General features: G+C 69.5%; 19 protein-coding genes and 4 tRNA genes. 12 read left to right on the forward strand and 11 right to left on the reverse strand.

The window, feature by feature from the left end:
* Positions 1 to 277: 277 nt before the first annotated feature.
* Complete coding sequence (locus AAW14_RS35425) at positions 278 to 628, reverse strand: metallopeptidase family protein (protein ID WP_265568565.1); 351 nt, start codon at positions 626 to 628, stop codon at positions 278 to 280.
* An 85-nt stretch (positions 629 to 713) separates the two neighbouring features.
* Here AAW14_RS35425 and AAW14_RS35430 point away from each other — a divergent pair, with 85 nt between their 5' ends.
* From AAW14_RS35430 to AAW14_RS35470, 9 genes are all read left to right on the forward strand, one after another.
* Positions 714 to 2,393, forward strand: a complete 1,680-nt coding sequence (locus AAW14_RS35430; RefSeq protein WP_265568566.1) for a metallophosphoesterase family protein — start codon at positions 714 to 716, stop codon at positions 2,391 to 2,393.
* Positions 2,394 to 2,472: 79 nt separating this feature from the next.
* Positions 2,473 to 2,545, forward strand: a tRNA-Glu gene (locus AAW14_RS35435).
* A gap of 37 nt (positions 2,546 to 2,582) precedes the next feature.
* A tRNA-Asp gene (locus AAW14_RS35440) sits at positions 2,583 to 2,657 on the forward strand.
* Between the two features lie 24 nt (positions 2,658 to 2,681).
* Positions 2,682 to 2,758: transfer RNA gene (locus AAW14_RS35445), tRNA-Phe, on the forward strand.
* Between the two features lie 61 nt (positions 2,759 to 2,819).
* Complete coding sequence (locus tag AAW14_RS35450; protein WP_265568567.1) at positions 2,820 to 3,005, forward strand: DivIVA domain-containing protein; 186 nt, start codon at positions 2,820 to 2,822, stop codon at positions 3,003 to 3,005.
* Positions 3,006 to 3,109: 104 nt separating this feature from the next.
* Positions 3,110 to 3,415: a hypothetical protein gene (locus AAW14_RS35455; protein ID WP_265568568.1), complete on the forward strand. Its 306-nt coding sequence runs from the start codon at positions 3,110 to 3,112 to the stop codon at positions 3,413 to 3,415.
* Between the two features lie 164 nt (positions 3,416 to 3,579).
* Complete coding sequence (gene hrpA / locus AAW14_RS35460) at positions 3,580 to 7,602, forward strand: ATP-dependent RNA helicase HrpA (RefSeq protein WP_265568569.1); 4,023 nt, start codon at positions 3,580 to 3,582, stop codon at positions 7,600 to 7,602.
* 125 nt (positions 7,603 to 7,727) lie between these two features.
* Positions 7,728 to 7,802 (forward strand) — tRNA-Asp (locus AAW14_RS35465).
* 185 nt (positions 7,803 to 7,987) lie between these two features.
* Positions 7,988 to 8,179 carry a DUF6274 family protein gene (locus tag AAW14_RS35470; protein WP_265568570.1) on the forward strand — a complete coding sequence of 64 codons (192 nt, stop codon included), beginning with the start codon at positions 7,988 to 7,990 and terminating at the stop codon, positions 8,177 to 8,179.
* A gap of 479 nt (positions 8,180 to 8,658) precedes the next feature.
* Here the strand turns inward: AAW14_RS35470 and bldC are convergent, their stop codons facing one another.
* Complete coding sequence (gene bldC / locus AAW14_RS35475) at positions 8,659 to 8,865, reverse strand: developmental transcriptional regulator BldC (RefSeq protein WP_003949541.1); 207 nt, start codon at positions 8,863 to 8,865, stop codon at positions 8,659 to 8,661.
* A 545-nt stretch (positions 8,866 to 9,410) separates the two neighbouring features.
* Entirely contained in the window at positions 9,411 to 10,253 is an 843-nt protein-coding gene (locus AAW14_RS35480; RefSeq protein ID WP_265568571.1) for a hypothetical protein, read from the reverse strand.
* Between the two features lie 231 nt (positions 10,254 to 10,484).
* On the opposite strand from AAW14_RS35480, the gene AAW14_RS35485 reads away from it, so the two are divergent.
* Together AAW14_RS35485 and AAW14_RS35490 are read left to right on the forward strand one after the other, a co-directional pair.
* Complete coding sequence (locus AAW14_RS35485; RefSeq protein ID WP_265568572.1) at positions 10,485 to 11,576, forward strand: Leu/Phe/Val dehydrogenase; 1,092 nt, start codon at positions 10,485 to 10,487, stop codon at positions 11,574 to 11,576.
* A gap of 299 nt (positions 11,577 to 11,875) precedes the next feature.
* Complete coding sequence (locus AAW14_RS35490) at positions 11,876 to 12,124, forward strand: DUF3073 domain-containing protein (protein ID WP_265568573.1); 249 nt, start codon at positions 11,876 to 11,878, stop codon at positions 12,122 to 12,124.
* 68 nt (positions 12,125 to 12,192) lie between these two features.
* On the opposite strand, the gene purM is transcribed toward AAW14_RS35490, so the two are convergent.
* The 5 genes from purM to AAW14_RS39560 form a co-directional block, all read right to left on the reverse strand.
* On the reverse strand, positions 12,193 to 13,296 hold the full coding sequence (gene purM / locus AAW14_RS35495) for a phosphoribosylformylglycinamidine cyclo-ligase (protein WP_265568574.1): 1,104 nt from the start codon (positions 13,294 to 13,296) through the stop codon (positions 12,193 to 12,195).
* Positions 13,297 to 13,328: 32 nt separating this feature from the next.
* Positions 13,329 to 14,855: an amidophosphoribosyltransferase gene (gene purF / locus AAW14_RS35500; protein WP_265568575.1), complete on the reverse strand. Its 1,527-nt coding sequence runs from the start codon at positions 14,853 to 14,855 to the stop codon at positions 13,329 to 13,331.
* An 85-nt stretch (positions 14,856 to 14,940) separates the two neighbouring features.
* Positions 14,941 to 15,747, reverse strand: a complete 807-nt coding sequence (locus AAW14_RS35505; protein WP_265568576.1) for an META domain-containing protein — start codon at positions 15,745 to 15,747, stop codon at positions 14,941 to 14,943.
* A 56-nt stretch (positions 15,748 to 15,803) separates the two neighbouring features.
* Entirely contained in the window at positions 15,804 to 16,601 is a 798-nt protein-coding gene (locus AAW14_RS35510) for a maleylpyruvate isomerase family mycothiol-dependent enzyme (protein ID WP_265568577.1), read from the reverse strand.
* A 10-nt stretch (positions 16,602 to 16,611) separates the two neighbouring features.
* Positions 16,612 to 16,935, reverse strand: a complete 324-nt coding sequence (locus tag AAW14_RS39560) for a hypothetical protein (RefSeq protein WP_322741156.1) — start codon at positions 16,933 to 16,935, stop codon at positions 16,612 to 16,614.
* A gap of 268 nt (positions 16,936 to 17,203) precedes the next feature.
* Between AAW14_RS39560 and AAW14_RS39565 the strand changes: the two genes are divergently transcribed.
* A complete protein-coding gene (locus AAW14_RS39565) occupies positions 17,204 to 17,494 on the forward strand; it encodes a hypothetical protein (protein ID WP_322741157.1) in 291 nt (96 codons plus the stop codon).
* A gap of 163 nt (positions 17,495 to 17,657) precedes the next feature.
* Here AAW14_RS39565 and purL read toward each other — a convergent pair whose 3' ends face one another.
* From purL to purS, 3 genes are read right to left on the reverse strand one after another with little or no spacing between them, the layout of a single operon-like run.
* On the reverse strand, positions 17,658 to 19,916 hold the full coding sequence (purL, locus tag AAW14_RS35520) for a phosphoribosylformylglycinamidine synthase subunit PurL (protein WP_265568578.1): 2,259 nt from the start codon (positions 19,914 to 19,916) through the stop codon (positions 17,658 to 17,660).
* The gene (gene purQ / locus AAW14_RS35525) at positions 19,913 to 20,593 is read right to left on the reverse strand and encodes a phosphoribosylformylglycinamidine synthase subunit PurQ (RefSeq protein WP_265568579.1); all 681 of its coding nucleotides are present in this window, start codon (positions 20,591 to 20,593) and stop codon (positions 19,913 to 19,915) included. The genes purL and purQ overlap by 4 nt, the downstream gene beginning before the upstream one ends.
* Positions 20,590 to 20,853, reverse strand: coding sequence for a phosphoribosylformylglycinamidine synthase subunit PurS (gene purS / locus AAW14_RS35530; protein ID WP_210872646.1), 264 nt, complete (start codon positions 20,851 to 20,853; stop codon positions 20,590 to 20,592). The genes purQ and purS overlap by 4 nt, the downstream gene beginning before the upstream one ends.
* Positions 20,854 to 21,120 lie beyond the last annotated feature (267 nt).

The following is a 21,120-nucleotide window of genomic DNA, read 5'->3' on the forward strand; positions in this document are numbered from 1 at the left end:
GCTCCTGCCCCCGCCCGCCCCCGAGTCACCGTCCTGGGCGGCCCCGCCGTGGCGTCCCGCCGAATGCGACGGCGAAGGACTGCCCGCGTCGTCGCCCACGCTCACACAGCCGGCCACCGCGACGACGGCCGCCACCACGGCGGCCAGACGGATGGATACGTAACAGGCGCGCACGGGCAGCCACCTCCGATAGGGGTCTCACCCTGCCCAACTCCCGCCGCCCGCAGGAGGACACGCGCCCCGCCAAGACAACGTGGGCGCGCCCCGGGAGGCGGGGTCATCCGTAGCCGAGCGCGTGCAACCGGGCGTCGTCGATCCCGAAGTGGTGCGCGATCTCGTGCACGACGGTCACCTCGGTCTCCGCCACCACGTCCTCCCGCGTCTCGCACATCCGCAGGGTCGGCCCCCGGTAGATGGTGATCCGGTCCGGCAGCACGCCCGCGTACCACTCCCCGCGGTCCGTGAGCGGAGTCCCCTCGTAGACCCCCAGCAGCTCGGGGTCGTCGGCGGGCGGCTCGTCCTCGACGAACACCGCCACGTTGTCCATCAGCCGTGTCAGCTCCGGTGGGATCCGGTCGAGCGCCTCGGCGACCAGTTCCTCGAACTCCTCGCGCGTCATCTCCAGCACAGAGCCATTCTCCGGCACGACTCCCCGGTACGAGAGCCGGAATCGTCCCGGCATATCCACTCCGGGAACTGGGCATACGGGACCAATGGCCCACGTCCCTGTCGCAGCCGTCAGCCGCATACGAAGGGCGTCGGGCACCTTCGCCCGGCACTGCCGCTCGCTCCGCCCCCACCCGTCCGTCACGCTCGTCCCTCAGCCCCGCCCCTGGCTCCGGGCACTCGGCATGGTCGCCGTCGTGCTCCTGGGCGCCTGGCTCGGCCTGCTGGTCGTGGGCAACGTACGGGTCCCAGTGGGCCCCATGAACACCACCATGGCCCTGCGCCCCTCCTTCAGCGGCGGAACAAAGATCAACGTCTCCCCGCTCGGCGCCCTGGAGCTGAACAGCCACGAGGCCCCCGTACGCCTCGACGTCAACGTCGACCAGCTCGATCCCGTCCGCGCCCAGGCCCTGGTCGATCACCCCGAGCGGATCTCCGGGCTCCAGCAGGAGATAACCCGCGACGTCGAGCACGGCACGCTCGACCTCGCCGTGCGTTCCTGCGTGGCGGTGGTCTCCGGCGCCACCGCACTGGGCCTTGCCGTCTACCGCCGTCCGCGCCGGGCCCTCACGGCCGGCGGTCTGGCGCTCGCGTTCCTCACCGCCTCGGGCGCCACGGCGTACGCCACCTGGAACCCCGAGTCGGTCCTCGAGCCGAGGTTCTCCGGGCTGCTCTCCTCCGCGCCCTCCCTGGTCGGCAACGCGCGCAGCATCGTGACCGAATTCGATGTCTACCAGAAGGAGTTGGCGCGCTTGGTGACGAACGTGACGAAGCTCTACGACGTCACCTCCACCCTCCCCGCGTACGAACCCGACCCGACGACCGTCCGGGTCCTGCACGTGTCCGACATCCATCTCAACCCTGCGAGCTGGAAGATCATCGCTTCGCTGGTGCAGCAGTACCGCGTCAACGTGATCGTCGACTCGGGCGACACCATGGACCACGGCACGGCCGCGGAGAACGGCTTCCTGGACCCGATCGCCGACCTGGGCGCGCCGTACGTCTGGGTCCGCGGCAACCATGACTCCCGCACCACGCAGCGCTATCTGGAGCACACGAAGAACGTCCACGTCCTGGACGACGGCGGGGCGATCAACGTGGCGGGCCTGCGGTTCGCCGGGATGGGCGACCCGCAGTTCACCCCCGACCGCTCGGTCGTACCGGGCGGCGACCGTGCCGAGGTGCTGGCGGGGGCGCGCCTGGCCGCCGCCCTGCACGACCAGAAGACCGCCGGCACGCCCGTCGACATCGCGATCGCCCATGAGCCCACGGCCGCCCGCGAGACGGACGGCGAGGTGCCTCTCGTCCTGGCCGGGCATCTGCACCACGAGGGGGTGGAGGTCATGAAGTACGGCACCCGGCTGCGCATCGAGGGCTCGACGGGGGGCAGTGGGCTGCGTGCGCTCGAGGGCAGGTATCCGGCCCCGATCGAGGCCTCGATCCTCTACCTGGACCGGGACACCCGCCGCCTCCAGGCCTGGGACGAGATCAGGCTCGGCGGTCTGGGCGAGACCACGGCGGAGGTGACCCGTCACCTGCCCAAGGAGAACCAGCCCGGAGCGGGTTCGACCCCCGGCACCACGCCGCCCACCCCCGGCACCACGCCGCCCACCCCTGGCGCCGTGCCCCCGGCCCCAGGCGCCAAGCCCCCCACCGGCGCACCGGCGACCCGCCCCGGAGCCACCCCGACACGCCCGGGCGCGACCTCCGCGCCGAGCACCCCTTAACCGTTTTGGCGAACCCTCCCCCCATCCCATATGCTTCTCACGTCCCCGACGCGCTGAGAAGCGCCCAGGCGGGCCGATAGCCCTCATCGTCTAGCGGCCTAGGACGCCGCCCTTTCAAGGCGGTAGCACGGGTTCGAATCCCGTTGGGGGCACGCATCACCGTGTGCGACACTGTCGTACACAACGCTTGGTCCTGTGGAGCAGTTTGGAGTGCTCGCCACCCTGTCAAGGTGGAGGCCGCGGGTTCAAATCCCGTCAGGACCGCTGGGGTTTCACGTGAAACCTCGTGGCTGGGTAGCTCAGTTGGTACGAGCGTCCGCCTGAAAAGCGGAAGGTCGCCGGTTCGACCCCGGCCCCAGCCACCATCACCGAAAGCCTCGTCCCTCCGGGACGGGGCTTTCGCCGTCGAGAGGTCCGGAGGAGTCGGTGGGGGACGAGTTCCAGGGGTTCGACCTGGTGCGACGCGGTTACGACCGCCGGCAGGTCGACGAGTACCTCGCACTCCTCGCCCAAGGAACGGATCCCGGCGGCCCGCCCGCCTTCGACGTGGCCCGGCGCGGCTACGACCGTGCCCAGGTGGATGCCCGGATCGCCCGGCTACGAGCCCGCTGAGGCCCCCGGCGGCGTCGACGGCTCCGCTCCACCACACACTTGGCATGTCCCCTTCCGGGCGCTACGTTCTGCCGGGTCGGCGCAGCCATGACGATGGGGGGATCATGAGTCTGGACGAGGCCAAGGCCAGGGATGTCGAGCTGGAGAAGGACCGGGCCCGCTACGGCCTGCTCGCGGTGATCATCAGCAATCTCGCGATCGCCGGTGTCGCGATCTTCGGCGTATGGCGCCTGCACGGGGACAAGTCGGTGATCGTCGGCATCCTCACCGCGGCCTTCACCGCCGTCAGCAGCATGACCACCGCGTACCTGGGCATCAAGGCCGTCTCCAACACCGCCAGGTCGATGGTCCAGGACAGAGCGCCCCGCGACCACCCCACCACGGTCCCGCAGCAGCCGGCGGGCAAGTGACGCGACGGCTCCCGACAGCGCCCGGCAGTTCCCCGCCCGGCAGACGGCTTCTTCCCGGAATGGGCCTGCCGCCGGCGCCGTGGTCCACTGCCCGCACCCCGGCCAACCCGCCGGAGGCAAATCGTTAGCCACGAATTTCGCCTAGGTGAGATCCTGGACCGCGTATGTCTACGCATCCCGCCCTCGGCACCCTCGCCCCCCGCCTGACCGAGCTGTCCCTGCGCGACGCGCACCGGCTCGGCCGCAGGCTCGAAGGCGCGCGCAAGATCCGCAAGCCCGAGGCCCGAGCCGCCGTACTCGCCGAGATCGAGGCGGAGGTCGCCAAGGCCGAGGACAGGATCGCCGGGCGCACCGCCCGGGTCCCGGCCGTCACGTACCCCGAGCAGTTGCCCGTCAGCCAGAAGAAGAACGAGATCGCCGACGCCATACGCGACCACCAGGTCGTGATCGTGGCCGGTGAGACCGGCTCCGGCAAGACGACCCAGATCCCCAAGATCTGCCTCGAACTCGGCCGTGGCGTCCGCGGCATGATCGGTCACACCCAGCCCCGCCGCATCGCCGCCCGCACCGTCGCCGAGCGCGTCGCCGAAGAGCTCGACACCCCTCTCGGCGAGGCCGTGGGCTGGAAGGTCCGCTTCACCGACCAGGTGAACCCGGACGCCACCTTCATCAAGCTGATGACGGACGGCATCCTGCTCGCCGAGATCCAGACGGACCGCGAGCTGCGCGCCTACGACACGATCATCATCGACGAGGCCCACGAGCGGTCCCTCAACATCGACTTCCTGCTCGGCTATCTGGCCCAGCTCCTCCCCCGGCGCCCGGACCTCAAGGTCGTCATCACCTCGGCCACGATCGACCCGGAGCGCTTCTCCCGGCACTTCGGCGACGCGCCGATCGTCGAGGTCAGCGGCCGCACGTATCCCGTCGAGGTGCGCTACCGCCCGCTCCTCGAAGAGGACTCCGACGACGCGGACCGAGACCAGATCACCGCGATCACTGACGCCGTCAAGGAGCTGATGGCGGAGGGGCAGGGTGACATCCTGGTCTTCCTCTCCGGAGAACGCGAGATCCGGGACACCGCGGACGCGCTGACCAAGATGAACTATCCACGCGCCGGAGGCTCCAACGGGCAGGGCCCCGAGATCCTGCCCCTCTACGCCCGGCTCTCCCACGCCGAGCAGCACCGCGTCTTCCAGCCGCACCCCGGCCGCCGAATCGTCCTGGCCACGAACGTGGCCGAGACCTCCCTCACCGTCCCGGGCATCAAGTACGTCATCGACCCCGGCTTCGCGCGCATCTCGCGCTACAGCCACCGGACCAAGGTCCAGCGGCTCCCCATCGAACCGATCTCCCAGGCGAGCGCCAACCAGCGCAAGGGCCGCTGCGGCCGTACGTCGGACGGCATCTGCATCCGGCTGTACTCCGAGGACGACTTCAACACCCGCCCGGAGTTCACGGACTCCGAGATCCTCCGTACGAACCTCGCCTCCGTCATCCTCCAGATGACCGCGGCGGGCCTCGGCGACATCGAGAAGTTCCCCTTCATCGACCCGCCGGACCACCGCAACATCCGCGACGGCGTCCAGCTCCTGCAGGAGCTCGGCGCGCTGGACGCGGCCCAGAAGGACCCGCGCAAGCGCCTCACCGACACCGGCCGCAAGCTCGCCCAGCTCCCGGTCGACCCGCGCCTCGCGCGCATGGTTCTGGAGGCGGACCGCAACGGCTGCGTCCGCGAGGTCATGGTCATCGCCGCCGCCCTGTCCATCCAGGACCCGCGTGAGCGCCCCGCCGACAAGCAGGCCCAGGCCGACCAGCAGCACGCCCGCTTCAAGGACGAGACGAGCGACTTCCTCGCCTACCTCAACCTGTGGCGCTACATCCGCGAGCAGCAGAAGGAGCGCGGCTCGTCGTCCTTCCGCCGGATGTGCAAGCAGGAGTACCTCAACTTCCTGCGCATCCGCGAGTGGCAGGACATCTACACGCAGCTGCGCACGGTCGCCAAGCAGATGGGCATCCACCCGAACGAGCAGGACGCCCCGGCCGACCACATCCACATCTCGCTCCTCGCCGGCCTGCTCTCGCACATCGGGCTGAAGGACGTGAAGGAGTCCAAGGACTCGGGCCCCGGCGGCCGGAAAGAGGGCGGACGGAACGAATACCTCGGCGCCCGCAGCGCCAAGTTCGCGATCTTCCCGGGCTCGTCCCTGTTCAGGAAGCCCCCGCGCCTCGTGATGTCCGCCGAACTCGTCGAGACCTCCCGTCTGTGGGCCCGGGTCAACGCGAAGATCGAGCCCGAGTGGGTCGAGCCACTCGCCGGCCACCTCCTCAAGCGGACGTACAGCGAACCGCGCTGGGAGAAGGACCAGGCGGCCGTGATGGCGTACGAGAAGGTCACGTTGTACGGCGTCCCGATCGTCGCCCAGCGGAAGGTGAACTACGGCCGGATCGACCCGGAGACGTGCCGCGAGCTGTTCATCCGCAACGCCCTCGTCGAGGGCGACTGGCGCACGCACCACAAGTTCTTCGCCGACAACCGAAGGCTCCTCACCGAGGTCGAGGAGCTCGAGCACCGCGCCCGGCGCCGGGACATCCTCGTCGACGACGAGACGCTGTTCGACTTCTACGACCAGCGGGTGCCCGAAGACGTCGTGTCCGGCGCCCACTTCGACACCTGGTGGAAGCGCAAGCGGCACGAGCAGCCCGACTTCCTCGACTTCGAGCGCGAGATGCTCATCAACGAGAAGGCGGGCGCGGTCACCAAGGACGACTACCCCGACTCCTGGCGTCAGGGCCGTCTGAAGTTCAAGGTCACCTATCAGTTCGAGCCGGGCGCGGATGCGGACGGCGTGACCGTCCACATTCCGCTGCAGGTTCTGAACCAGGTCACCGACGAGGGCTTCGACTGGCAGATCCCGGGTCTGCGGGAGGAAGTGGTCACCGAGCTGATCCGGTCCCTGCCCAAGCCCATCCGCCGGAACTACGTCCCGGCGCCGAACTACGCCAAGGCGTTCCTGGAGAAGGCGTCGTCCCCGGAGGGGCGCGATCAGGCAGGGTCCCTCCAGGAGCCGCTGACCGTGACCATGGCGCGGGAGCTGAAACGCATGGTCGGCGTGCCGTTCGAAGCGGACGACTTCGACTGGGCGAAGGTCCCCGACCACCTCAAGATCACCTTCCGGATCGTCGACGAGCGTCGCCGCCAGCTCGCCGAGGACAAGGACCTCGAGGCGCTGAAACTGAGGCTGAAGCCGAAGGCACGCCAGGCCCTCTCGCAGGCCGCGGCGGCCACGGCCGAGCGGCGGGGCGGGGAGTCCCTGGAGCGCACGGGCCTCACGGACTGGACGATCGGCGCGCTCAGCCGTGTCTTCGAGACGCGCCGTGCCGGCCAGCCGGTGAAGGCGTTCCCGGCACTGGTGGACGACGGCGACACGGTCTCCGTGCGCCTCTTCGACACGGAGGAGGAGCAGGCGCTGGCGATGTGGAAGGGCACGCGGCGCCTGATCCTGCGGAACTTCCCGGTGAACCCGGCGAAGTTCGCGTCCGAGAAGCTGACGAACGCCCAGAAGCTCGGCCTGTCCGCCAACCCGCACGGGTCGATCCAGGCCCTGTTCGACGACTGCGCGATGGCGGCCGCGGACAAGCTGATCGGGGACTTCGGGGGCCCGGTGTGGGACGAGGAGTCGTACCGGAAGCTGTACGACAAGGTGCGCGCAGAGATCGTCGACACGACGGTCCGCACGGTCGGGCAGGTGCAGCAGGTTCTGGCCGCCTGGCAGGCCTGTGAGCGCCGTCTGAAGGCCGTACGCAGCCCGGCGCTGCTGCCGAACCTGGCGGACGTACGCGCGCAGCTGGACGCCCTCGTGAAGCCCGGCTTCGTCACGGAGGCGGGGGTACGGCGCCTGCCCGACCTGATGCGTTACCTGGTCGCCGCCGACCGCCGGTTGCAGCAGATGCCGACCAACGTGCAGCGGGACACGACGCGTATGGCGAAGGTCCATGAGATGCGGGACGAGTACGCGTGGCTGCTGGAGCAGCTGCCGCAGGGCCGGCCCGTACCCTCCGCGGTCCTGGACATCCGGTGGATGATCGAGGAGCTGCGCGTCAGCTACTTCGCGCATGCGCTGGGCACGGCGTACCCGGTCTCGGACAAGCGCATCGTGAAGGCGATCGACGCGGAGGTCCCGTAACGGCTCGTTCACGTGGGGTGAGTTCGACCAGGGGCTCACCCTCCTGTACAGTCTCTTCTCGCAGCGCAACGCACCATGAGCGCCGCGAAACTCCCCCAGCGCCTGATGGCCTGGGAGGGGCTCCAGGTCCTGTGGAGCAGTTTGGAGTGCTCGCCACCCTGTCAAGGTGGAGGCCGCGGGTTCAAATCCCGTCAGGACCGCAAGAGAAGAAGGCCCCGCATCGCGAAGATGCGGGGCCTTCTTCTTGCCATGACCCCGCACCTGCGACCAGGCAACCTGCCCGTTGTCGGAGCCTTATGCGTTCCGGGGCGTCTTGACGGCGTCACTTTCCACCGGTACCCACAAACCAGGGTCCCCCGACTGCCCGGGCCCCGGGAGGTGGAGTATGGCGGCGTCCGTTCGACACGAAACACGTGCTCTGCTCCGAGCCCATCTCTCCGCCGCTCTCGCCTATCGCCATCTCACGCACCACTGTCCTGTCTGCCACCAACTCCTGCGCCTGGCCATGGAGCCCGCCCAGCACGGCGAGGACAGCCCCGAGACGGCCCCCGAGGACGAGGGCCACTCCACGACGTGACCGCCCGCCGGGATTCACACGACCTCCGCGGGGCACCCGTGGACATGCGGTCCGCTCAACATCGGCCGCACGGCGTCGCGTTCCCTTAACAAAGAGGTCGCAACCACAACAAGGACTCCGACATGTGACGGGTGTCACCGCACAAGTTTCGGAAGTCGGGCGGCTTACACCTCTCCTACAACGGGTCAATTTAATATGTGCAATTGCACCTCTCCCCAAGGTGCCGCACAGCAGATCCGACACCCCTCCCCAGACTCCGACAAGGCCGCCCAGAGACCGGTCCGCCACACCGCGACCAGGAGACAAAAAAGATCGCGCTGGACCCGGCGGAGTCCAGCGCGATCGACGACGCACCCTTGTCGTACCTCGGATGACCATGGGCGAGGGCCTGTTGGGGCAGAACCCGCGTCGCTTGGAGCTGTGGAGCGGACGTCACGGCAGATTGGGGGACCTGCCGATATGTCCGGCTATGCAGTTGTTCAGGCCTCGCTGCGCTGCTGCGGGATGCCCGCGAGCAGAGCGCGGACCTCCGCCTCGCGGTAGCGACGGTGCCCGCCGAGCGTGCGGATCGAAGTGAGCTTGCCGGCCTTCGCCCACCGCGTGACCGTCTTGGGGTCCACACGGAACATGGTGGCGACCTCAGCCGGGGTCAGCAGCGGCTCGGCATCAGGGGTGCGAGCGGTCATGAGCGGCCTCCTCGGGAGAACCGAACCTTCTCGGTTCTTTCCTCTAAATTCTGCACCTTGACCCGCGTTGCCCGAAATGGCGGACGCGAGTCGAGTCGGTTATAGGACGAACGGCTTGTCCTCGGCACTACAACTACACCATCTGTCCAGCCGCGTCGGCCAAACCGATGGAATTGCCCTCCCAGGTGTTCATCAGCGACGGAAGCCGATGGACTATGCCATAGCGGACAGTCACGCCACTGTGACGATCAGTCACAGGGCGATCAGGAGCCACAAGACCCCACAAGGCGTGCAATGCTGAGCTTCCACCCATAATCGGGCAGAAGGAGCCTCCCCCGGGCTCCTTGTCCTATTTTGGCATGAGGAGGGACGTTAGGCGCAAGGTCCTTGAAAGTGCCGTCCGTCACGCTTGATGGGATAAGCCCGGATCAGTGACCCAAGTCCGCCCCTACCGACCTGCGGTACGTTAACCATGGGCCAAGGGTTGGCTCTTCACCATGTCTCGTAGGTCACAATTCGCTCACTGGTTGACGAAAGCGCTGGACTCAGTTCGCCGACCGGCGGTCCCGTACGGCCCGCCAGCGCTCCACCAGCCGCCCGTACGCCTCCCCGGCCGTGGCCCCGTCACCGAGGCGCAGGGCCTCGATGCCCTCGGCGACATCCGCGGCCGAGTGGTCCCCGTCCAGTTCCGCGGCCGGCAGGACATGGACAAGACCGCCGTAGTCCAACTCGACCAGTGACCGCGGATGGAACTCCTCCAGCCACCGCCCCACGTCGACCAGGCCGTCGATGAGCGGCCCCTCGTCGATCGCGTCCTTGAGCGTCCGCAGCGCCCGCGCGGTGCGCCGCCTGGCCTGCACCATGGGCGTGCGGTAGCGCAGCATCGGGGGGATCTCCCCGGACCCCTTGTCGTACCGCCGCTCGCTGTCGGAGACGAGCACGAACCAGTTCAGCGGCACCTGCCAGGTCGCGGTGCGAATCCACGGGCGGGCATCCGGGTGGCGCTCCAGCCAGCGTTCGTAGTCCTGGGCGGCCTGGCGGCGCACGACGGGCGGCAGGACCGCGTCCAGGACCGGCGGCGGCAGCTCCTCCGCCAGTTCCCCGAGCGCCTGCCAGCCACGCAGCCTGGTGCGCCACGGGCACACGCACAGCACCCCTTCGACCTCGGTCACGAAGGCGTCGCTGCTCTCGTGCACCGGCACCGGGACCGGCGGGGTGGGCAGCAAGTCGGCGAGGGAGCGGCGCAGTTCGTCCTGGTACGAGGGGCGGTCGGGGCTGCGGGCGTACCGCGCCCAGTGGCTGCGCTCCGGCTCGGGGAAGGCGGCCAGCGGTTCGTACACGCGCAAATAGGACGCGTACGGCACGATCACCGAGGACACCTTGGGCACGCCTGCTCCCTCCCCATCGGACCTGACCCGAAACCCGCCCGGGGCCGCCCGGACGGGGTGGAAAACCATGCAAATCGTCCCACGAACCCGCGTCGGCGTACTCCGGGGGAGGGTGATCCTGAGCACTGCGCGGCTGGCGGGGGCGCACACGCTCTACTCTCATGCCACGGGCCCCGCCACCCGCACGGGACCCGCCCCTCAACCGCCGCTACACCACCGGGAGTCACCACCGTGACCGACGTAACCGACGGCGTCCTGCACACCCTGTTCCGGTCGGACCAGGGAGGCCATGAGCAAGTCGTGCTCTGTCAGGACCGGGCCAGTGGCCTCAAGGCCGTCATCGCGATCCACTCCACCGCCCTGGGCCCCGCCCTCGGCGGCACACGCTTCTACCCCTACGCCACCGAGGAGGAGGCCGTCGCCGACGCGCTGAACCTCGCGCGCGGGATGTCGTACAAGAACGCCATGGCCGGCCTGGACCACGGCGGCGGCAAGGCCGTGATCATCGGCGACCCCGAGCGGATCGACTCCCCTCAAAGGACCGAGCTGCTGCTGGCGTACGGCCGTTTCGTGGCCTCGCTCGGCGGGCGGTACGTCACCGCGTGCGACGTCGGCACCTATGTGGCGGACATGGACGTGGTGGCGCGGGTGTGCCCCTGGACCACCGGGCGCTCCCCGGAGAACGGCGGCGCGGGGGACTCGTCCGTCCTGACGGCCTTCGGCGTCTTCCAGGGCATGCGCGCCTCCGCCCAGCACCTTTGGGGCGACCCGACCCTGCGCGGCCGCAAGGTCGGCATCGCGGGTGTCGGCAAGGTCGGGCACTACCTGGTCGAGCACCTCCTGGAGGACGGTGCCGACGTCGTGATCACGGATGTACGGCCGGACGCCGTACGCCGGGTCACCGACGCGCACCCCGAGGTCGCCGTGGCCGATGACACCGAGGCCCTCATCCGCACCGAAGGCCTCGACATCTACGCACCCTGCGCCCTCGGCGGCGCGCTGAACGACGACTCGGTGCCGGTACTGACGGCGAAGGTGGTGTGCGGCGCGGCCAACAACCAGCTCGCCCACCCGGGTGTGGAGAAGGACCTCGCCGACCGCGGGATCCTTTACGCGCCCGACTACGTCGTCAACGCGGGCGGTGTCATTCAGGTCGCCGACGAGCTGCACGGCTTCGACTTCGACCGGTGCAAGGCGAAGGCGGCGAAGATCTTCGACACCACGCTGGCCATATTCGCTCGCGCGAAGGAAGACGGTATTCCGCCGGCCGCCGCGGCCGACCGGATCGCCGAGCAGCGGATGGCGGAGGCGCGCGGCCTGTGATCTCCCCGGGTCCGTCCCGGTGTGAGCGGTACCCGCCGATGGGCAGTTTGAGAGGACTCTCACTTTCATCGGCGGGTCGTCCGCCAATAAGTGGTTAAAATCGGCCGTGACCAGCGAGGACGGGGCGCCTCGACGGTTGTGTGCACACGCCCGTCCTGCGGGCGACGTACCGTATGGGCGCGGGCTCAGGTACCGTGGAAGCCCTACGGACCGGTCTCTCCACGGAGAGCCCGTTCCGGATCATGAACGCGTGTCAAGACTCTGGGGCCGTCGAGCCCCGTCGTTGAGGGGGTCGAGCCATGGGGCGCGGCCGGGCCAAGGCCAAGCAGACGAAGGTCGCCCGCCAGCTGAAGTACAACAGCGGTGGGACGGACCTCTCACGCCTGGCCGAGGAGCTGGGCGCATCGACGTCGAACACGTCGCCGAACGGCGACCGGTTTGAGGACGATGAGCACGACGACGACCTGTATGCACGGTACGCCGAGCTTTACGCGGACGACGAGGAGGACGAGGACGACGAGTCCTCGCAGCACCGTCGCGGCGCTTGACCCTGCACTGAGCTTTCACCCGGTCCGTGGCCCAGCCACGGACCGGGTTCTATGCTGTGCGCCGGGGCTCAGCCCGCGTAGTCACCCACCAGGGCCGCGCCCGTCTCGTGGTCGCCCCGGTCGGTGATCTCGCCGGCGACCCATGCCTCCACACCGCGGTCGGCCAGGGCGGTCAGCGCGACGTCCGTGGAGTGCTCGGGGACGATCGCGATCATGCCGACACCCATGTTCAGGGTCTTCTCCAGCTCCAGGCGCTCGACGCCGCCGGTCCTGCCGACGAGATCGAACACCGGGCCGGGAGTCCAGGTGGAGCGGTCCACGACGGCGTGCAGCCCGTCCGGGATCACCCGGGCCAGGTTCGCCGCGAGCCCGCCGCCGGTGATGTGGCTGAAGGCGTGCACCTCGGCGGTGCGGGTCAGCGTCAGGCAGTCCAGCGAGTAGATCTTCGTGGGCTCCAGCAGCTCCTCGCCCAGGGTGCGGCCCAGTTCCTCGATGTGCTGGTCGAGGCCGAGGTTCGCCCGGTCGAGGAGGACGTGCCGGACGAGCGAGTACCCGTTCGAGTGAAGTCCGGAGGCGGCCATGGCGATCACCGCGTCACCCTTGCGGATGCGCTCGGCGCCCAGCAGCCGGTCGGCCTCCACGACGCCCGTACCGGCCCCGGCGACGTCGAAGTCGTCCGGACCGAGGAGGCCGGGGTGTTCGGCCGTCTCACCGCCCACCAGGGCGCAGCCCGCCAGCACACAGCCCTCGGCGATGCCCTTCACGATCGCGGCGACGCGCTCCGGGTGCACCTTGCCCACACAGATGTAGTCGGTCATGAACAGCGGCTCGGCGCCGCACACCACGATGTCGTCCATGACCATGGCGACGAGGTCGTGACCGATGGTGTCGTAGACGCCCATCCGGCGCGCGATGTCGACCTTCGTGCCGACGCCGTCGGTGGCGGAGGCGAGGAGCGGACGCTCGTAGCGCTGGAGGGCGGAGGCGTCGAAGAGGCCGGCGAAGCCGCCCAGGCCGCCGAGCACCTCGGGCCGCCGCGTCTTCTTCACCCACTCCTTCATGAGCTCCACGGCGCGGTCGCCCGCCTCGATGTCGACGCCCGCGGCCGCGTAGGAAGCGCCGCCCTCGGGAGTGCCCGTCGACGGAGTCGACTGATCGAACACAGCAGACATTGCCTGGGATCTTTCGGGTTGGTGGTACGGGCTCAGGGGCGACGGATCGCGTCGGCCGCGGCCGTGGCGGCAGGACCGGCCGCCAGCTCGGTCTCCAGCAGCTGCTTGCCCAGCAGCTCCGGGTCGGGCAGCTCCATCGGGTACTCGCCGTCGAAGCAGGCGCGGCACAGGTTCGGCTTGGCGATGGCGGTCGCCTCGATCATGCCGTCGAGCGAGATGTACGCCAGGGAGTCCGCACCCAGCGAGGTGCCGATCTCCTCGATGGACATGCCGTTGGCGATGAGCTCGGCGCGGGTGGCGAAGTCGATTCCGAAGAAGCAGGGCCACTTCACGGGCGGGGAGGAGATCCGGATGTGGACCTCGGCGGCGCCGGCCTCGCGGAGCATGCGCACCAGCGCCCGCTGGGTGTTGCCGCGGACGATCGAGTCGTCGACGACCACCAGGCGCTTGCCCTTGATGACTTCCTTGAGGGGGTTGAGCTTCAGGCGGATGCCGAGCTGCCGGATCGTCTGCGAGGGCTGGATGAAGGTGCGGCCGACGTACGCGTTCTTCACCAGGCCGGCACCGAACGGGATGCCGGAGGCCTCCGCGTAGCCGATCGCGGCGGGTGTGCCGGACTCGGGCGTCGGTATCACCAGATCGGCCTCGACGGGCGCCTCCTTGGCGAGGCGGCGGCCCATCTCGACGCGGGAGAGATAGACGTTGCGGCCGGCGATGTCCGTGTCGGGGCGGGCCAGGTACACGTACTCGAAGACACAGCCGCGAGGCTTCGCTTCCGCGAATCGAGCGGTGCGCAGGCCGTTCTCGTCTATGGCGACGAACTCGCCCGGCTCGATCTCCCGGACGAAGCTGGCGCCCGTGATGTCGAGGGCGGCGGTCTCGGAGGCGACGACCCAGCCGCGCTCCAGCCGGCCGAGGACCAGCGGGCGGATGCCCTGCGGGTCGCGGGCCGCGTAGAGGGTGTCCTCGTCCATGAAGACGAGCGAGAAGGCGCCCTTGACCTGAGGCAGAACCTTGGCGGCCGCCTCCTCGATGGTCAGCGGCTTGCCGTCGTCGTCGACCTGCCCCGCGAGCAGGGCTGTAACGAGGTCGGTGTCGTTCGTCGCGGCGACCTGTGTGGCGCGGCCGTTCTCCTTGGGGAGGCCGGCGACCATCTCGGCGAGCTGCGCCGTGTTGACGAGGTTGCCGTTGTGGCCGAGCGCTATGGAGCCGTGCGCCGTGGCACGGAACGTCGGCTGGGCGTTCTCCCAGACGGAGGCGCCGGTGGTCGAGTAGCGGGCGTGACCGACCGCGATGTGACCCTGGAGCGAACCGAGCGAGGTCTCGTCGAAGACCTGGGACACCAGGCCCATGTCCTTGAAGACGAGGATCTGGGAGCCGTTGCTGACCGCGATACCCGCGGATTCCTGACCCCGGTGCTGAAGGGCGTAGAGCCCGAAGTACGTGAGCTTTGCGACCTCTTCGCCCGGAGCCCAGACACCGAAGACGCCACACGCGTCCTGGGGGCCTTTCTCACCGGGGAGCAGATCGTGATTGAGTCGACCGTCACCACGTGGCACGCCACCGAGTGTAGGCGAGATCGCGCACTGGTCCGAATCCGGTCAACTGCCCCGTACGGTGCCCAGCCTCGTCCGGCGCTCCGGGTCACCGCACGGCGACCGCGTTGACACCCCTGCCGTTTTCGCTGGTCAGCGCGATGCTGCGATGCTCGAGCCGATAGGTGAGCGTCCGGCCGAACAACACGCGCAGGGTCTTCTCGGTGTCCATGAGTGAGCCGTCGCACATCTTGCGGGTTGTAGTGGGCGTGCCGAGCGTGAGGTGACCGCCGCGTACGGTCGCCTTCGCGGTGAACCGGTTGCAGCCGAGGCTCCCGGAGGCGGCGCCGGCCTTCGGGTCGAGGGTGAACCAGGCCTTGTCCGAAGCCGCGGGCAGCGAGGAGGCGACGTCACCGTCGACCAGCGACGTGACCTGCCACCTGGTGCCGTACAGGGAGGCGTCGCGCTCCTTGACGAGGCGCACCCGGGCGCCGTCCGTGGCGGTGAGCGTCAGCTCGTTCCGGTGGACGGCGGCGGTGAGCGCGCCGCCGGACAGCGCGCGGGAGAAGGCCGCCTCGAAGGCCATCGGGGCCTTGTCGCACGCCATCTCGGTGGACCGGGCGTTGCCGAAGGCGACGCGGTCGCCCTGCACGGTGGCGGAAGCTCCGAAGCTGTTGCAGCCGTAGTTGCCGTGGGCCTGGCCCTGGTCGTCGATCCGGAGGTACGCGCCGGTGGGGGCGCTGCGGGTGGTGCCTTCGGCGGTGAGGCTGTCGACGCGCCAGTGGACGCCGGTGACGGGCGCGTCGCTCTCCGGGCCGACGGAACTGCTGCCGCCGCCCGAACCTGCTCCGGTACCACAGGCCACCGAGAGCGGAAGCAGGGTCAGGAGGGTGAGGGTCAGTCGGTGCTTGTCCATAGGGGTGGGACGGGTGCCGCTGCGGCGCGGTTCCCCCCTGGTGCGCCGCCCGCGGGTCACCCCATGAGGGGCAGCAGGCCGCCGAGGTCTGCTCGTTCGCCGCTCGCGCCGACCTTGGCGTCGGCGAGTGCGGAGCGCCACTGCGTGCGGCCCGTCGCCAGCCGGATCCAGGTCAGCGGGTCGGTCTCGACGACGTTGGGCGGAGTGCCGCGGGTGTGGCGGGGGCCCTCGATGCACTGCACGACGGCGTAGGGCGGGATGCGCACCTCGGTCGAGGCGCCGGGCGCCTTCACGGCGAGCGCGTCGGCGAGCAGCCGGGTGCAGGCGGCGAGGGCCTGCCGGTCGTAGGGGATGTCCAGCCCCGGGACGGCGGCGTTCAGGTCGTCGGTGTGGACGACGAGTTCGACGGTGCGGGTGACGAGGTAGTCGGCCAGCGGCATCGCGCCCGCGTTCGTGGCCAGCAGCCGGGTGCCGTGGTGTTCGGCGAGGCGCTCCGTGAGTCGCTGCGCAAGGCCCGCGAGAAAGGCGCCGGGGTCGGGATTCTCCTCAGCCAGTTTGTGGGCGACGTCGGCAATGGCCGCGGAGTTGGCGGAGGTCGAGAACGGCCAGTCGAGCACGGTGGCGTCCTGCCTGACCGGCTCCGGCGCGTCGAGGAACCGGATGACGGCCGCCAGGGCCATGCCGGTGTGGGCGACCAGCTCCCGTACGGACCAGTCGCCGAGCCGGGTGGGGAGCGCGAGTTGCTCGGGGGTGAGGGTGCCCACCGCGTTGCGCACATTCTCGAACTGTGCGAGAACCGCGGCCCGGGTCTTGACGGGGTCGTATGTGCGTGTGCGCTTCCTGGCCGGGGGCATGCGGGTGAGCCTATGCCTTGACGGTGTACCCGCTCAGCCCCTTTTCGACCAGGTCGAAGGCGCGCCGGACACCCTCGGCGGCGCGCTCGCGGCCGCGTTCTCCGGCGCCCTGCTCCTGGTGTCGGACTGGGGCGGCAAGCGGTACGCATGGACGTCGCCGGTCGTCGTCGCCCTCGTCCTCACGGCCGTCGCGGCACTCGCCCTCTTCCTGTGGCGCCGGCTCAGGGCCCCCGAACCGGTGCTTCCGCCCTCCCTGTTCCGGGTCCGCGAACTGCGGCTGGGCTTCGCGATCCAGGCCCTCCTGGGCGGCGCGATGATGTGCGTCATCTACCACGTGCTGATCTATCTGCAGGTCGCGCGCGGCATCGCCGGCTCCTCGGCGGGCCTCTACCTGGTCCCGATGGCCGTCGGACTGACCGCGGCCGGTCGGCTCTCCGGCGCGCGCGGCTGGTCGGCGCGGACGTTCACCGTCAGCGGCACGGCGACCACCGTCCTCGCACGTCCTCGCCTTCGCCCTCCTCGCCACGACCACGGGGACCGGCACCTCGCTGTGGCTGATCCGCGCCGAACTCCTGCTGGCCGGCGCGGGTTTCGGCCGGCTGATGGGCCAGCTGGGGCTGCTCGTCCAGAATGCCGCCCCGCGCCACCAGCTCGGCGTCGCCACCACGTCGATCCGCTTCTTCCAGACGCTGGGCAACGCCCTGGGCACCGCCGTCTTCGGCACCGTACTGGCCCGGCTGTACGCCGCCCACGGCCCCGGCGGCGACATCAGCGCCCTCGCCCGGCTCATCGGGGTGTCCCGCGCGGACGGCATTACCGTCTTCGCCGACGCGACCCGGGCGGCGTTCTGGGGCGGGGCCGGGCGATGGCGCTTGCCGCACTGCCGGCACTGAAGCTGCCGAGGGGCGGGCACGCGCCGGATGCGCCGGATGCGCCCTGGGAGAGCGAGCCGGTCGCGGCATGACGCAGGCCCCGCCCGTGGGAACCGGGCGGGGCCTCCGCGACGTACGACCGCTCGATCGTACGACCACTCGGTCCTGCGACCGCTTGTGCGCGTTATGCGAGCAGTGCCGGGATGGTCTCCTCGTGTGCCTGCCGCAATTCCCGCAGGGACAGCTCGAACTCGCCCTGGAGCTCGACCGTGTCACCGTCCACGACACCGATGCGCGTGGCGGGCAGGCCGCGCGCGCCGCACATGTCGTTGAAGCGGACCTCCTCGGAGCGCGGCACGGCGACGATCGCACGGCCGGCCGACTCGGAGAAGAGGAAGGTGAACGCGTCGAAGCCGTCCGGCACGATCAGCCGCGCGCCCTTGCCCCCGAGCAGCGCCGACTCGACCACGGCCTGGATCAGACCGCCGTCGGACAGGTCGTGCGCCGAGTCGATCATGCCGTCCCGGGAGGCGGAGATCAGGATCTCGGCCAGGAGCCGCTCGCGCTCCAGGTCGACCTGCGGGGGCAGACCGCCGAGGTGGTCGTGGACCACCTGCGACCAGGCCGAGCCGCCGAACTCCTCACGGGTGTCGCCGAGGAGGTAGAGCAGCTGGCCCTCCTCCTGGAAGGCGACCGGCGTACGGCGGGCGACGTCGTCGATGACACCCAGCACCGCCACGACCGGGGTCGGGTGGATGGCCGCCTCGCCGGTCTGGTTGTAGAGGGAGACGTTGCCGCCGGTCACCGGGGTGCCCAGCTGCTGACAGGCGTCGGCGAGACCGCGCACGGCCTCCGCGAACTGCCACATGACGGCCGGGTCCTCCGGCGAGCCGAAGTTCAGGCAGTCGGAGACGGCGAGCGGCTTGGCGCCGGTGGCCGCCACATTGCGGTACGCCTCGGCGAGGGCGAGCTGCGCGCCCGCGTACGGGTCGAGCTTCGCGTACCGGCCGTTGCCGTCGGTCGCGATGGCGACGCCGAGCCCGGACTCCTCGTCGATGCGGATCATCCCGGAGTCCTCGGGCTGGGCGAGGACCGTGTTGCCCTGCACGAAGTGGTCGTACTGGGAGGTGATCCACTTCTTGGAGGCCTGGTTGGGGGAGGACACCAGCTTCAGGACCTGGTCCTTCAGCTCCTCGGAGCTCTCCGGCCGCGGAAGCTTGTTCGCGTCATCGGCCTGGAGCGCGTCCTGCCACTCCGGACGGGCGTACGGGCGCTCGTAGACCGGGCCCTCGTGCGCGACCGTCCGCGGGTCGACGTCGACGATCTTTCCGCCGTGCCAGTAGATCTCGAGCCGGTCGCCGTCCGTGACCTCGCCGATGACGGTGGCGATGACGTCCCACTTGGCGCAGATCTCCAGGAATCGGTCGACCTTCTCCGGCTCGACGACCGCGCACATGCGTTCCTGCGACTCGCTCATGAGGATCTCCTCGGGCGAGAGCGTCGAGTCGCGCAGCGGCACGTCGTCCAGGGTCACGCGCATGCCGCCGGAGCCGTTCGAGGCCAGCTCGGAGGTGGCACACGACAGACCCGCGGCACCCAGGTCCTGGATGCCGACGACCAGCTTCTCCCTGAAGGCCTCCAGGGTGCACTCGATGAGGAGCTTCTCCTGGAAGGGGTCGCCGACCTGGACGGCCGGGCGCTTGGAGGGCTTGGCGTCGTCGAAGGTCTCGGAGGCGAGGATCGAGGCGCCGCCGATGCCGTCGCCGCCGGTACGGGCGCCGTACAGGATGACCTTGTTGCCCGCGCCGGACGCCTTCGCGAGGTGGATGTCCTCGTGCCGCATCACGCCGATGGCGCCGGCGTTGACCAGCGGGTTGCCCTGGTAGCAGGCGTCGAAGACCACCTCGCCGCCGATGTTGGGCAGCCCCAGGCAGTTGCCGTAGCCGCCGATGCCGGCCACGACGCCCGGCAGGACACGCTTGGTGTCCGGGTGGTCGGCGGCGCCGAAGCGCAGTGGGTCGACGACCGCGACCGGCCGCGCGCCCATCGCGATGATGTCCCGGACGATGCCGCCGACGCCCGTGGCCGCGCCCTGGTAGGGCTCGACGTACGACGGGTGGTTGTGGGACTCGACCTTGAAGGTCACGGCGTAGCCCTGGCCGACGTCCACGACGCCGGCGTTCTCGCCGATGCCCACGAGCAGGGCCTCGGACTCGGGGGCCTTCTCGCCGAACTGGCGGAGGTGGACCTTGGAGGACTTGTACGAGCAGTGCTCGGACCACATCACCGAGTACATGGCGAGCTCGGCGCCGGTGGGGCGGCGGCCCAGGATCTCGACGATCCGCTCGTACTCGTCCTTCTTCAGGCCGAGTTCGGCCCAGGGCAGCTCGACGTCGGGGGTCGCGGCCGCGTGCTCGACCGTGTCCAGAGGCGTCCGGCTCATGCGTTGACCAGCTTCTTGAGGATCGAGGTGAAGAACGGGAGGCCGTCGGTACGACCGGTACCGATCAGCGGCTCGACGGCGTGCTCGGGGTGCGGCATGAGGCCCACGACGTTCCCGGCCTCGTTGGTGATGCCGGCGATGTCCCGCAGCGAACCGTTGGGGTTGAAGTCCAGGTACCGGAAAGCGACCCGCCCCTCCGCCTCCAGCTTGTCGAGCGTGTACTCGTCGGCGACGTACCGGCCGTCCATGTTCTTCAGCGGGATGTGGATCTCCTGGCCGCTCGCGTAGTCGCTGGTCCAGGAGGTCTCCGCGTTCTCCACCCGCAGCTTCTGGTCGCGGCAGATGAAGTGGAGGTGGTTGTTGCCGAGCATCGCGCCCGGGAGGAGATGGGCCTCGGTGAGGATCTGGAAGCCGTTGCAGATGCCGAGGACCGGCAGCCCGGTCCTCGCCTGCTCGATGACCGTCTCCATCACCGGCGAGAAGCGGGAGATGGCACCTGCGCGCAGATAGTCGCCGTACGAGAAACCGCCGGGCAGCACCACGGCGTCGACCTGCTTGAGGTCCTTGTCCTTGTGCCAGAGGGCAACGGGTTCGGCGCCCGCGAGGCGGATCGCGCGCTGCGTGTCCCTGTCGTCAAGGCTCCCCGGGAAAGTGACGACGCCAATACGAGCGGTCACTTTGCGGCCTCCGCCACTTCCTCCACCTTGACGGTGAAGTCCTCGATCACGGTGTTGGCGAGGAAGGATTCCGCAAGATCACGGATGCGGGCGAGCGCGGCGTCGTCCACCGGTCCGTCCACCTCGAGTTCGAATCGCTTTCCCTGACGTACGTCGGAGATGCCTTCGAATCCGAGCCGCGGCAGTGCGCGCTGCACCGCCTGGCCCTGGGGGTCGAGGATCTCCGGCTTGAGCATGACGTCGACTACGACGCGTGCCACTGGCACTCCCGGTGTGTGGTGCTGAGCAGGTCCCTTCAGACTACCCGCACAAAATTTCTACTCGCGTAGATTCGTAGCATCCTACGTGACCGCCATCACGATCACGCATCGGCACGGGGGCCTGCACGGAAAATCCTCGGAAAAACCGCAGAAGAGCGGCGGCGGGTCATTGCGGACGGACACGCGGAAGTATTCAGGTGGTCTTCACAATGCAATGCCGGGCACTGTACAAATGAAAAGGCAATACCCGATACTTTGCTCAATTAC

The organism is Streptomyces hygroscopicus (assembly GCF_026168105.1).
GTDB classification, from domain to species: Bacteria; Actinomycetota; Actinomycetes; order Streptomycetales; family Streptomycetaceae; genus Streptomyces; species Streptomyces hygroscopicus_D.